The 11660-nt window shown below is 71.7% G+C and carries 10 protein-coding genes and 1 pseudogene; 6 read left to right on the forward strand and 5 right to left on the reverse strand.

Going from position 1 to position 11660, the window contains the following annotated elements:
* Positions 1–3 precede the first annotated feature (3 nt).
* Positions 4–708, forward strand: a complete 705-nt coding sequence (locus Q0W60_RS06150) for a YceI family protein (protein WP_297693651.1) — start codon at positions 4–6, stop codon at positions 706–708.
* 4 nt (positions 709–712) lie between these two features.
* On the opposite strand, the gene pgsA is transcribed toward Q0W60_RS06150, so the two are convergent.
* Positions 713–1330, reverse strand: a complete 618-nt coding sequence (gene pgsA, locus Q0W60_RS06155) for a CDP-diacylglycerol--glycerol-3-phosphate 3-phosphatidyltransferase (RefSeq protein WP_297693652.1) — start codon at positions 1328–1330, stop codon at positions 713–715.
* A gap of 123 nt (positions 1331–1453) precedes the next feature.
* On the opposite strand from pgsA, the gene Q0W60_RS06160 reads away from it, so the two are divergent.
* From Q0W60_RS06160 to Q0W60_RS06170, 3 genes are all read left to right on the forward strand, one after another.
* Complete coding sequence (locus tag Q0W60_RS06160) at positions 1454–3001, forward strand: tetratricopeptide repeat protein (protein ID WP_297693654.1); 1548 nt, start codon at positions 1454–1456, stop codon at positions 2999–3001.
* Positions 3002–3041: 40 nt separating this feature from the next.
* Positions 3042–4727 (forward strand): gamma-glutamyltransferase family protein, encoded by a 1686-nt coding sequence (locus tag Q0W60_RS06165; RefSeq protein ID WP_297693656.1) that lies wholly within the window; start codon positions 3042–3044, stop codon positions 4725–4727.
* A 202-nt stretch (positions 4728–4929) separates the two neighbouring features.
* Entirely contained in the window at positions 4930–5205 is a 276-nt protein-coding gene (locus Q0W60_RS06170) for a hypothetical protein (RefSeq protein ID WP_297693658.1), read from the forward strand.
* Between the two features lie 52 nt (positions 5206–5257).
* Here Q0W60_RS06170 and uvrC read toward each other — a convergent pair whose 3' ends face one another.
* The 3 genes and pseudogenes from uvrC to Q0W60_RS17385 form a co-directional block, all read right to left on the reverse strand.
* On the reverse strand, positions 5258–7123 hold the full coding sequence (gene uvrC / locus Q0W60_RS06175) for an excinuclease ABC subunit UvrC (RefSeq protein ID WP_297693660.1): 1866 nt from the start codon (positions 7121–7123) through the stop codon (positions 5258–5260).
* Positions 7124–7155: 32 nt separating this feature from the next.
* Entirely contained in the window at positions 7156–8943 is a 1788-nt protein-coding gene (locus Q0W60_RS06180; protein ID WP_297693662.1) for a long-chain-acyl-CoA synthetase, read from the reverse strand.
* Positions 8944–9257: 314 nt separating this feature from the next.
* Positions 9258–9392: pseudogene (locus tag Q0W60_RS17385) on the reverse strand (ClpX C4-type zinc finger protein); the annotation flags it as partial.
* A gap of 527 nt (positions 9393–9919) precedes the next feature.
* On the opposite strand from Q0W60_RS17385, the gene Q0W60_RS06190 reads away from it, so the two are divergent.
* Positions 9920–10567, forward strand: a complete 648-nt coding sequence (locus tag Q0W60_RS06190; RefSeq protein ID WP_297693666.1) for a hypothetical protein — start codon at positions 9920–9922, stop codon at positions 10565–10567.
* Between the two features lie 155 nt (positions 10568–10722).
* On the forward strand, positions 10723–10929 hold the full coding sequence (locus Q0W60_RS06195; protein WP_297693668.1) for a hypothetical protein: 207 nt from the start codon (positions 10723–10725) through the stop codon (positions 10927–10929).
* Positions 10930–11109: 180 nt separating this feature from the next.
* Here Q0W60_RS06195 and Q0W60_RS06200 read toward each other — a convergent pair.
* On the reverse strand, positions 11110–11660 hold a 551-nt coding region (locus tag Q0W60_RS06200; RefSeq protein WP_297693669.1), incomplete at its 5' end, for a phosphomethylpyrimidine synthase ThiC.

Genomic DNA, 11660 nt, shown 5'->3' on the forward strand with positions numbered 1-11660 from the left:
CCCATGAAAGCGATCGGCCCAGCCCTGCTGGCGAGCGCGGCGCTCTGGGCCTGCGCTCCGCAGACCCCGGCGCGCAGGGCTGCCGCTCCGCCGCCCGCGGCCGCGCCGGTGAAGGGCGAGCCGGTCGTGCCCGGGCCGCCCGGCCGGACCCAGGCCCCGGCCGCGACCTACACGCTGGACAAGAACCACTCGACGGTGGTGTTTCGGCTGAACCACCTGGGCTTCTCCCACTACACGGCCCAGTTCGCCAAGCTGGACGGCCAGCTCGCCTTCGACCCGGCGCATCCGGACGCGATGAGGGTGACCGTCTCGATCGATCCCCGTTCGCTCGCCCTGCCGACGCCCCCCGCCGGCTTCAGGGAGACCCTGCTCGGTCCCACATGGCTGGACGCCGGCAAGTTTCCGGAGATCCGCTTCGTCTCGACCAAGGTCGATCGGACCGGGCCGAACACGGCGCGCGTCACCGGCGACCTCACCCTGCACGGCGTCACCAGGCTCGTGGTGCTGGAGACCACCTTCAACGGCGGCTACCCGGCCAACGCCTTCGACGGCGCGCGGGTCGGCTTCTCGGCGCGGACGAGCTTCCGCCGCTCGGACTTCGGCGTCGCGTCCGGTCTGCCGGCGCCGGGCACGAACCTCGGCGTGGGCGATCGGGTGGACGTCGCCGTTGAGACCGAGTGGAACAGCGGCAAGCCGACCGGCAAGTAGCTCGTCAGGACAGCGCCTTGCGGGTCTGCTCCCAGTACTGGGCGCCGGTGATCAGGGTGACCAGGGCGGCGAGCCAGAAGAGCGCGTGAGCGCCAAATGTGGCGGGTCCGCGCAGGGCCGGATCGTCCGGCAGGGAGAAAGCGCCCCAGGCGGCGACGATCAGCTCGAGGGCGAGGGCTGTGAGCTGCAGCGTGGTCTTCCACTTGGCGAGGCGGGTGACCGGCAGCTTCACGCCCTTGCCGGCGCCCACTTCGCGCAGCGCGCTGACCGTGAACTCGCGGAACAGGATCAGGCCGGCGGGCAGAACGACCATCGGCTGGGGCCCGAGCGACAGGAGGCCGAGCACCGCGCCGCAGACCAGAACCTTGTCGCCGATCGGGTCGAGGATCGCGCCCCAGATGCTGGTGGCGTCCAGCTTGCGGGCGAGCCAGCCATCGAAGAAGTCGGTCACCGCCGCGACGACGAAGGCGTAGACCGCCCAACGCTCGAGGGCGAACTGCTGCGGCGCGTCGAGCCGTTCGGCCAGCCCCGGGACCGAGCCGGAGGCGGCGGCCAGCGCCACGAACATGAACAGCGCCAGCACCAGGCGCATCGAGGTCAGGATGTTCGGCAGGGCCTTCATCGAAACTCCTTCGCGGCCGCCACTATGGCCAACGCCGCGATCCGCACAACGCGTCTTCAGCCGGCCGGTCGCCGAGGCTATCCTTGCGGCGGCGGGGCGGCCTTAGGTTCTAAGGAGGCGTCCGTGCGCGTCTGGTTGGTCTCTCTACTCGCGGGCGGTGCGGCCCTGGCCGCGGCGGGATCCGCCCAGGCGCAGCTGCTGCAGTCCTGGCGCGACTGCGTGGGCGACGGGGAGGCCGGCCCGCTGCAGCAGATCAACGGCTGCAGCGAGGTGATCCGCTCGGGGCTGGAGACCCCGCCGCACCTCGCGGTCGCCTTCTATAACCGCGGCGTCGTGCTGCAGGGCCAGGGCGAGATCGAGCACGCGATCGCCGATTACGACCGCGCAGCCCAGCTCGATCCGACGCTGCCCGACCCGCTCGCAGCGCGCGGCGCCGCCCACTTCGCCAAGGCCGACTTCGCGGGCGCGCTGGCCGACTACGACGCGGCGCTGCGGACCCGGCCCGCCAACGTCGACGCCCTGATCGGACGCGGCGCGGCGCATGCGGCGCTGGACGACGTCCCGGCCGCCATCGCCGACTACGATCGCGCGCTGGAGATCGCGCCCAGCTCCACCGAGGCGCTGGAGGCGCGCGGCCTGGCCCACGCCAAGCTCGGCGAGCCTGAGCGGGCGGCGGCTGACGAGAGCCGCGCCATCGCCATCGACCCGCGCGACGCCGCCGCCTACCGCAACCGCGCCTCGCTGGAGGCGGCGCGCGGCGCCTACGCGCCGGCGCTCGCCGACTATGGGGCGGCGCTCCGGCTGCATCCGGACGACGCCTATGCGCTGGCCGGCCGGGCCTGGGTCCTGACGCGGACCGGCGAGCCGGCGGGCGCCGTGGCCGACTACGCCGCGGTGCTGCGGCTTCGGCCGAACGACGCCTCGGCCCAGTTCGACCAGGGCTTCGCCCGCGCCGCGAGCGGCGATGCGGCCGGGGCGGTCGCGGCCTACACCGCGGCGATCGCGCTCGACCCGAAGGACGCCGGCGCGTTCAACAACCGCGGCGACGCCGAGGCGACGCAGGGGCGGGTGAAGCAGGCGAAGGCCGACTTCGACCAGGCCCTGGCGCTTCGGCCCGGCTACCGCCTGGCGCTCGCCAACCGCGCCGGCCTGGCGCTGCAGGCCGGCGAATTCGAGTCCGCCGCAGCGGACTACTCGGCCGTGCTGCAGCAGGATCCGGCCGACCTGGAGGCGCTGCTCGGCCGCGCCATCGCCTACGGCGCGGACAGGAAGCCGGTCCTGTCGCTGGCCGACGCCGACGCCGCCGTGCGCCTCGCGCCCACATCGGCCGAGGCCCTCAACACCCGCTGCTGGACCCGCGCGCTGGCCGGCCAGGCGCTGGACGCGGCGCTCGCCGACTGCGACCGGGCGCTCGCCCTGAAGCCGGACGTGCCCGAGGCCTACGACAGTCGCGGCCTGGCCCGGCTGCGCCGCGGCGACTTCGCGCCGGCGCTGGCGGATTACGAGGCCGCCCTTAAGCTCAGGCCACAGATGGCCAGCGCCCGCTTCGGCCGCGGGCTGGCGGAGCTGAAGCTCGGGCGGAGCGACGAAGCCCGCGCCGACCTCGCCGCCGCGGCGAAGCTCGATCCCGACGTCGCCGCCAACTACGCCCGGTTCGGGATCACGCCCTAGCCAAGTTGACTCCGCCGGGCGCGCGGGATGGCATCGCGCAATGCCGCAGCTTGGCTTTCCGAATGCGCTGACGGCGCCGCGGCCGTCCTGGCCCAGGCGGCGGACGCATCCCGTCGTCGGCCGCCGCGGGATGGTGGCGGCCGCTCACCCGCTGATCGCCTCCAGCGGCCTCCATGTGCTGCGCCGCGGCGGCAACGCCGTGGACGCGGCGGTGGCGGCAGGTCTCACGGCGGCGGTGGTGATGCCGGAGATGTGCGGCCTGGGCGGGGACCTGTTCGCCATCGTCCATCCCGGCCCGCGCGCGGGCGAGCCCCTAGCCTTCCTCGGCAGCGGCGCGGCGCCTGCGCAGGCGAGCCTCGCCATGGTGCGCGCCAAGGCCGAGCGCGGAGCGGACGGGTCGCCGCGGATGCCGCTCCGGGGCGGGCTCTCCATCTCGACGCCCGGCATGGTGGCGGGCTACGGCGCGCTCCTGGCGCGGTTCGGGACCTTGCCGCTCGGCGAGCTGGCGGACGATGCGATCCGGCTGGCGGAGGACGGCGCGCCGCTCAGCCCGCTGGCGTCCCACGTGATCAGCCTGTTCCAGGCTGTGCTGGCCTCGCATGCCGCCACGGCGGCGGTGTTCCTGCCAGGGGGGCGGCCGCCGCGACCCGGCGACCTGCTGCCGCAGACGGACCTGGCGGCTACCTTGCGCCGACTGGCCCGCGAGGGCCCTGAGGCCTTCTACGAGGGCCCGCTGGCGGCCCGGATCGCCGCCGGCGTGCAGGCGGCGGGCGGGGCGCTGACGGCGCACGACCTGGCCAGGCATGCGACGACGATCGAGGCGCCGATCGCCACCACCTACCGCGGCCGCACGATCCTGCAGACCGGCCTGCCGAGCCAGGGTTTCCTGCTGCTGGAGGCGCTCAACATCGTCGAGAACGCGCCGGCGGCGACGCTCGCCCGGGCCGACGCCGAGGCCGTCCACCTGATGGCCGAGGCGCTCAAGCGGGCCTATGCGGACCGGCTGGCCCACGCCCGCGATCCGGCCGCAGGGCCCACCCCGCTCCACCGGCTGCTCGCCAAGCCCTACGCCGCCCAAGCGTTCGCCCGCATCGATCCCGCGCGCGCCGCCGAGGCGCCGGCGCCGGCCCTGCAGGACGGCGACACGACCTACCTCTGCGCGGTCGACGCCGAGGGCATGATGGTCTCGCTGATCCAGTCGGTCTCCTCGGCGTTCGGCAGCGGCATCGTGGCCGGCGACACCGGCGTCCTGATGAACAACCGAGCCGGCCGCGGCTTCGAGCTCGATCCGGCGAGCCCCAACCTCTACGCCCCGGGCAAGAAGACCATGCACACGCTGAACTGCTGGCTGGTGCTGGACGAGGCGGGCGCCCCCGTCGTGGTCGGCGGCACCCCGGGCGGGGACGGCCAGCCGCAGTGGGGCCTGCAGCTCGTCTCGGCGCTGATCGACGGCGGCCTCGACGTCCAGCTCGCGACCGAGGCGCCCCGCTGGCAGGTCTGGCCCGGCACCGACCCGCACGACCGTCCGAACCCCTGCCGGCTGCAGGTCGAGACGCGGATCGGCGAGGCGGCGCTGGAGGGCCTCGAGGCCAAGGGCCACCGCATCGAGCGGCTGCCCGGCTGGGGCGGCCAGGGCGCGGCCCAGATCATCGCCCGCGACCCCGCCACCGGCGTCCTGATGGCCGGCTCCGACCCTCGCGTGGAGGGGCTTGCGCTGGGGTTCTAGGCGCGCGGTGGAGAGGCGCCTGCCTATCGTCCGGCTGTTCCTCCTCCTGGGCGCAACGCCACGTCCCGCCACGCGCGAGCGGCTGCTCCAGCGCCTTGAAGCGGATCTGCGCGGCAGGACCGCATAGGCGGCGGCGGCCTCGGCCATCCTTGCGCCTTGCCGGTGAGGGATTAGTCTTCCCCTCCTGTAGTGGATGAATCCCATGAGCGACGCTGTTGGCCCTGGCGATCTGGTTCTATGCGTCAACGCCGCCCCGAACCATGCCACGGGACGGCCGGTGCCCCTGCAAGCCGGAGAGACCTACCGCGTCATCGGGGTGATGGATTTCGCCTGCCCCTGCGGGCGTTCCGACGCCTTGCTCGACGTGGGCGTCGACTTCGCGTGGTGCCAGACGCGCTTCCGACTGCTGCCAAAGCCCAGGGCGCAGGCCAGGACACGCCGTGTTTCGGCGCCCAGGGAGAAGGAAACCGTTCGCTGAACGGGAGACGACGGGCGCGGGCTTGGGCCGACTGGTCGGGGCGCCGCGCTCGCTATGCCTTGCGGAAGAAGTCGTGGATGCGCTGGGCGAGGGCTTCGGAAACGCCGTCGACCTTGGCGAGGTCCTCCACCGAGGCGCGGGAGGCTCCCCGGGCCGAGCCGAAGGCGTGCAGCAGGGCGCGCTTGCGCGAGGGTCCGACGCCCTCGATCTCGTCGAGCGGATTGCGGCGCATGTCCATGGCGCGCCGCGTGCGGTGGCTGCCGATCGCAAAGCGGTGCGCCTCGTCGCGGAGCCGCTGCAGGTAGTAGAGCACCGGCGACTTCGGTTCGAGCATGAAGGGCTCCTTGCCGGGGATGAAGAAGCGCTCCAGGCCGGCGTCGCGGTCCGGGCCCTTGGCGACGCCCACGACGGGGACGTCCTGCACGCCCAGATCGGCCATCACCTCCAGGGCGGCGGCGAGCTGGCCCGCGCCGCCGTCGATCAGCACCAGGTCGGGCCGCACGGCGTCCTCGCCCTCCTCCTCTTCCCTGACCAGGCGGGCGAACCTGCGGCGCAGCACCTCCTTCATCATCCCGTAGTCGTCGCCGGGCGTGAGCTCGGTCGAGCGGATGTTGAACTTGCGGTACTGGTTCTTCTGGAAGCCCTCGGGGCCGGCCACGATCATGCCGCCCACCGCGTTCGTGCCCATGATGTGGGAGTTGTCGTAGACCTCGATGCGCTCGGGCTGGGCCTCCAGGCCGAGGGCTTCGCAGACGCCGGCGAGCAGCTTCGACTGGGCCGAGCTTTCGGCCATCTTGCGGCCCAGCGCCTCGCGCGCGTTGGTGAGCGCCGCCTCGACCAGCTCGCGCTTCTCGCCGCGCTGCGGCCGGATGATCTCCACCTTGCGGCCGGCCTTGATGGCGAAAGCCTCGCAGAGCAGGTCCTTGTCCGACGGCTCGACGTTCAGGAGCACCAGCCTGGGGATCGGCTTGTCCTCGTAGAACTGGCCGAGGAAGGCGGCCATGACGTCGGGATCCTCGTCGGACTTGTCGACGCGCGGGAAATAGGCCCGGTTGCCCCAGTTCTGGCCGGCGCGGAAGAAGAACACCTGCACGCAGGCCTGGCCGCCCTCGGCGTGGAGGGCGAAGACGTCGGCCTCGTCGACGGTCTCCGGATTGACCTTGGTCTCCTGGGCGATGGAGGCGAGGGCGCGGATGCGGTCGCGCAAGCGCGCGGCCCGCTCGAACTCAAGGTCGTCGGCGGCGGCCTGCATCTCGGCGCTCATCCTGGCCATCACCGAGCGGCTCTTGCCGCGCAGGAAGAGCTCGGCCTGGCCGACCAGGCCGTTGTAGTCCTCCAGGCTGACGAGGCCGGTGCAGGGCGCCGAGCAGCGGCGGATCTGGTGCAGCATGCAGGGCCGCGTACGGGTCTCGTAGACGCTGTCGGTGCAGGAGCGGAGCAGGAACGCCTTCTGCAGGGTGTTCAGCGTCCGGTTCACCGCCCAGGCCGAGGCGAAGGGGCCGTAGTAGTCGCCGGGGATCGCGTGGGCGCCGCGGTGCTTCTTGAGCTGCGGCGCCGGGTGATTGCGGCGGATCAGGATCTCCGGGAAGCTCTTGTCGTCGCGGAGCAGCACGTTGAACCGCGGCTTCAGCTGCTTGATCAGGTTGATCTCCAGCAGCAGGGCGTCGGTCTCGGTGCGGGTGACGACGAACTCCATGGCGCGCGTCAGGTCGACCATGTGGGCGATGCGCTGGGTGTGGAAGCGCCCCTGCGCGTACTGCACGACCCGCTTCTTCAGGCTGCGCGCCTTGCCGACGTAGAGCACCTCTGCGTCGTCGCCGATCATGCGGTAGACGCCCGGCTTGTCGGGCAGCCGCCTGACCTCGTCCTTGATCAGCGCCGCGCCTCTGAGCGGCGCCTCGGCGGGAGTGTCGAGCATGCGCGAGATATAGGCCGGTTCGGCTCTCGGGATTAGACCTTCGCGAGGCCGCCGGTGATGCGTTCGTGCACCGCCTTGGTGAGCTTGACGTAGCCGCGCCTGGCGTCGTGGAAGTAGAGCGGGCCCTTGATCCTGGCCGGATCGTAGCCGTCGGCGACCAGGTCCATCTTGCGCAGCTTGAAGGTGCCGGTGGTCTCCATGGCCGGCAGGATGCGCACGAACAGCGGCTGGGCGTAGGAGGGCAGGTCGCGGGCGATGTGCTCGCCGAACGCCTTGATGTCGAACTCCGGCCCGACCACCAGCGCCGCCATGCCCGCCCGGCCCTCGGCGCCTTCCACGGCGACGCCGTAGACGTTGGCCTCGCGCACGCCCGGCGCCGCCTGCAGGCGCTCGGCCACCTCGTTGGTGGAGACGTTCTCGCCCTTCCAGCGGAAGGTGTCGCCGATGCGGTCGACGAAGTAGAAGTAGCCGTCGGCGTCCGTCTTCATCAGGTCGCCGGTGGCGAACCAGGCGTCGCCCTTGGCGAACACGTCGCGCAGCACCTTCTTCTCGGTGGCCGCCTTGTCGACGTAGCCCGAGTACTCGGCGCGGGCGTCGTCGCCGATCTTGCCGATGCACTCGCCGATCTGGCCCGGACCGCATTCGACGCAGAAGCCGTCGGCTCCGCGGATCGGCTGCTCGCGCTCGACGTCGAACTGCACCAGGCGGATGTTGAACCGGCCCCGAAGCCACTTGGGCGCGCGGCCGATCGCCCCCTCCCGGCCGTCGAAGTTGAACATCGAGACGTTCCCCTCGGTCGCGCCGTAGAACTCCAGGATCTCGGGGATGCGGAAGCGGCTCTTCATCAGCGGCCAGATGTCCGGGCGCAGGCCGTTGCCGAACGCCAGCCGGATCTTGTGGCGCCGCTCGTCCTCGGCCGGCGGCTGGTTCACCAGATAGCGGCAGAGCTCGCCGATGTAGACGAACATGGTGCAGCCTTCCTGCGCCACCTCGCCCCAGAAGTGGCTGGCCGAGAAGCGCCGGCGCAGCACCACCGAGCCGCCGTTCAGGAAGGCGGCGCCCAGGGCGCAGAGGCCGCCGGTGGCGTGGTAGAGCGGCAGGGCCACATAGATGCGGTCGGAAGCCTTCGCGCCGGTCGCCCCGGCGAAGCCGCGCATGTAGAGCTGGGCCCGCACATGGGTGATGCGCGCGGCCTTCGGCATGCCCGTCGTGCCGGAGGTGAAGATCAGCAGCGCCGTGTCGTGGGCCCTCAGGTCGTCGCGGACGCTGCGGTCGGGCGGCAGCTGGCTGCAGCTCTTCAGCGCCTGGACGAGGTCGCGCTGATCGCCGTGCGCCGGCCCCAGCACCCACTCGCGCACGGTCTTCTCGAGCAGCGGCCGCGCGGCCTCGAACGCGGGCGCGGTCTCGGGATCGACGATCACGTGGCCGGCGCCGGAGATGTTCAGGCAGTGCGCCAGCGGCAGGCCCGCCAGCTGGTTATTGATCAGCGCCGTAACCACCCCGATCTTCGAGAGCCCATACCAGACCGCGAAGTACTCCAGGCGGTTGGGCATGAAGAGCGCCACCGTCTGACCGCGGCGCAGGTTGAGGCCCTTGCCCCAATGGGCGAAGCGGTTGGCGATGGCGTCCAACTCGCCATAGGTCACCGTGCGGCCCTCGAAGGTGAGCGCCGCGCGCTCGCGCCACGTCTCCACCGCATCCTGCAGGTCGTCGCAGACGAGGTTGCGGGAGTCGGAGTCGATCGACTTGACGCGGGCCAGGGTGCGATTGAGGCCGCGCACGAAGCGCCACTCCCGCTGGAGCTTGGCCTTCAGGCTCATCCGATTCTCCGACTTGCGGAGCAAGCTTGGGGGCGCGCGGAAGCGGTGGTCAAGCGCCGCGATTCGCGCGTTTGGTCACACGGCGGAGAGGCTCAGGAAAACCGTTCCCACGCCGATTGCCGCGAGACCCCGAGCGCCTCGCCGATGGCGGCCCAGCTCACCTTGCGCTTGCGCAGCGCGTCGACGAGTTCCTGCAGGAAGTCGCGGTTGGCCTCGCTGGCGAAGTTGACCGACGGCAGCAGCTCGACGAGCTCCTCCGTCGGCCGCTCCAGCGGCTTGAACGGCTTCTCCTCGGACGGCTTCCAGGTCCCTGCGATGATCTGATCGCACAGGCCGACGCACTCGTTGCAGATGAAGACTCGCGGTCCGGCGATCAGCTTCTCCACCCGGCGCTGCGACTTTGCGCAGAACGAACAGTGCAGCGTGGCCGGCAGCTTGTGGCCGAGCACGCCCTCCGCATGCTTCCGGGCGCGAACTTCATCCGGCGAACGCTCGGGGTTCGGATCGTTCATCGCGCGACTTCCGTCAGGCTTATCCTGACAGCCAGGTACGCCCCGACAGTCGGCGTGTCAAGTCGGACCTGACGAGGCCGGGGAACCAGAGCGCGTCCGGCGCACGCCTGCCTCTGTTGTATAGATTGAATATATCCGGAGATATTCATCGCTCAGGCTTCAGCTTGCACGCGGTCGCATCGCTCGAAAAGGCCACGCTTCACGGTAAATATGGGGGAACTGACATCAAGCCCTTCCGTTCATGCTCTCCATGACACTCTTGGGAGAGACAGATCATGTCTGTTGATTATACGCGGGGTCCGGGGAATGACCCGGCGAATACCGACGCGGACGCCTCGATGTTCGCGCCCACCCCGATCTGGGACAAAAGCAGCCGCCGGCGTCGCGGCGCTCGAGCGCGCCCGAGCGCGCCGATCGCGACCGGCGCCGCAGCCACGGACGCGGACTTCGAACGCGAGGAAGCGATGAGCCCGACCGGTGAGCCGATCGTCGCGCCGCCGCGCACCGCGCCGGCTCGCCGCGGCTCGATCGCGCCGGCGGCGATCGTCGTCGGCGTGCTGGTGCTGGCGGCGCTCGCCGCGGCCGGCTGGTACGCCACCCGCTCCAATTCCGGCATGGCCCAGATAACCCCGGGCGTGCCGGCCGGCTCGACTCCGGCCACGGCGATCACGCCGAACGCCGGCACGCTGGCCGCCAACACGACGCCGCCGCCCGAAACGCCGCCCGCCGCCATCACGACGCAGACGACGGCGACGCATGATGTGGCGACCACTCCCGCCAGGACGACCACCGTGCGCCATCGGGCCACCCGTTCGACGACCGTGGCCGCCTCGCCCGAACGCTCGGTGACGTCCACGTCGGCGACGGGCGCGGGCGTGAACACCGGTGCGATCGCTCCTGCGCCGAGAGCCGGCGCCAACCCGCCGCTGCTCAGCATGACCCCGCCGTCCTCGACGGCGGCGCCCTCGGCCCCGGCGACCGCCCAGCCGCCGCCGATCGCGCCTGCGCCGTCCGCCGCGACGCCTTCGGTCCCGAACACCGCGACGTCGGCCTCGGCGACCCCGCCCGGCGACGTCGGGACCACGACCGCCCCGCCGGCTTCGCCGCAGTAACGCGTTCAGCTAGGTCAAGCGCAGGGCGGCTCCCCTCGCGGGAGCCGTCCTTTCTTGAGCGCGGTCGCCAATGTGCGGCCGTGTCGCATCGCGGCGCAGCCTCGGTTTTGGCATTGGGTGGACGGACTTCCCACACCAGCCGCCAGGGGCCTCGCATGCTGAGCAAGAAGGATCTCGTCGAGTGGGGCTCGGCGGCCATGGTGTTCGTCTGCGGCGGTCTGGCGGGTCATTACGCATCGCTCGGCATGACGCCGATCCAGTGGGCCGGCGCGGCCGCCGCGGTGCTGGGCTCGGTGACGGTGGCGGTCGCGGTGAGGGTCTGGCCGGCCCCGGCGAAGGTCAGGTCCGAGCGTCGCGACTGAGGCCGCGGGCAGGGTTCATCCGTCGCCGGATGCGGCGATCCAGTCCATCCAGGAACAGACGCAACGCCTCGTCCGAGGTGAGCCGACGCGCTTCGGCGGCGTGCCGCATGGCGTCGTCCGCGGCGCCGGTCTTCCATCGCGGCCCCCAGCGCCTCGCGGCTGCGCCTGGGCCGAGCCATTTCACTCGGCCGGCGCCACCGGCACCAGGATCTCGCCGCCCGCCTGGCGGAACTTCCGGGCCATCTCGTCGAGGCCGGCGTCGACCTCGTTCTGGGCGCGCGCCGCGTCGCGGATGTCCTGGCTGATCTTCATCGAACAGAACTTCGGGCCGCACATGGAGCAGAAGTGGGCGGTCTTCATCGCCTCCTTCGGCAGGGTCTCGTCGTGGAACTCCCGCGCCGTCTCCGGATCGAGGCCGAGATTGAACTGATCCTCCCAGCGGAACTCGAAGCGCGCCCTTGAGAGCGCATCGTCCCACATGCGGGCGGTCGGATGGCCCTTGCCGAGATCGGCGGCGTGGGCGGCGATCTTGTAGGCGATGACCCCCTGCTTGACGTCGTCTCGGTCCGGCAGGCCCAGGTGCTCCTTCGGGGTCACGTAGCAGAGCATGGCGGTGCCGAACCAGCCGATCATCGCCGCCCCGATCGCCGAGGTGATGTGGTCGTAGCCCGGCGCGATGTCGGTGGTGAGCGGGCCAAGCGTGTAGAACGGCGCCTCGTGGCAGTGCTTCA

It is taken from the genome of Phenylobacterium sp. (assembly GCF_025934275.1).
GTDB lineage: Bacteria > Pseudomonadota > Alphaproteobacteria > Caulobacterales > Caulobacteraceae > Phenylobacterium.

Bases quoted from the DNA above. Each gene is read 5' to 3' on its own strand.
- Q0W60_RS06150 (WP_297693651.1), top strand. From the start codon at position 4: ATGAAAGCGATCGGCCCAGCCCTGCTGGCGAGCGCGGCGCTCTGGGCC.
- pgsA (WP_297693652.1), bottom strand. From the start codon at position 1,330: ATGAAGGCCCTGCCGAACATCCTGACCTCGATGCGCCTGGTGCTGGCG.
- Q0W60_RS06165 (WP_297693656.1), top strand. From the start codon at position 3,042: ATGCCGCAGCTTGGCTTTCCGAATGCGCTGACGGCGCCGCGGCCGTCC.
- Q0W60_RS06170 (WP_297693658.1), top strand. From the start codon at position 4,930: ATGAGCGACGCTGTTGGCCCTGGCGATCTGGTTCTATGCGTCAACGCC.
- uvrC (WP_297693660.1), bottom strand. From the start codon at position 7,123: ATGCTCGACACTCCCGCCGAGGCGCCGCTCAGAGGCGCGGCGCTGATC.
- Q0W60_RS06180 (WP_297693662.1), bottom strand. From the start codon at position 8,943: ATGAGCCTGAAGGCCAAGCTCCAGCGGGAGTGGCGCTTCGTGCGCGGC.
- Q0W60_RS06190 (WP_297693666.1), top strand. From the start codon at position 9,920: ATGAGCCCGACCGGTGAGCCGATCGTCGCGCCGCCGCGCACCGCGCCG.
- Q0W60_RS06195 (WP_297693668.1), top strand. From the start codon at position 10,723: ATGCTGAGCAAGAAGGATCTCGTCGAGTGGGGCTCGGCGGCCATGGTG.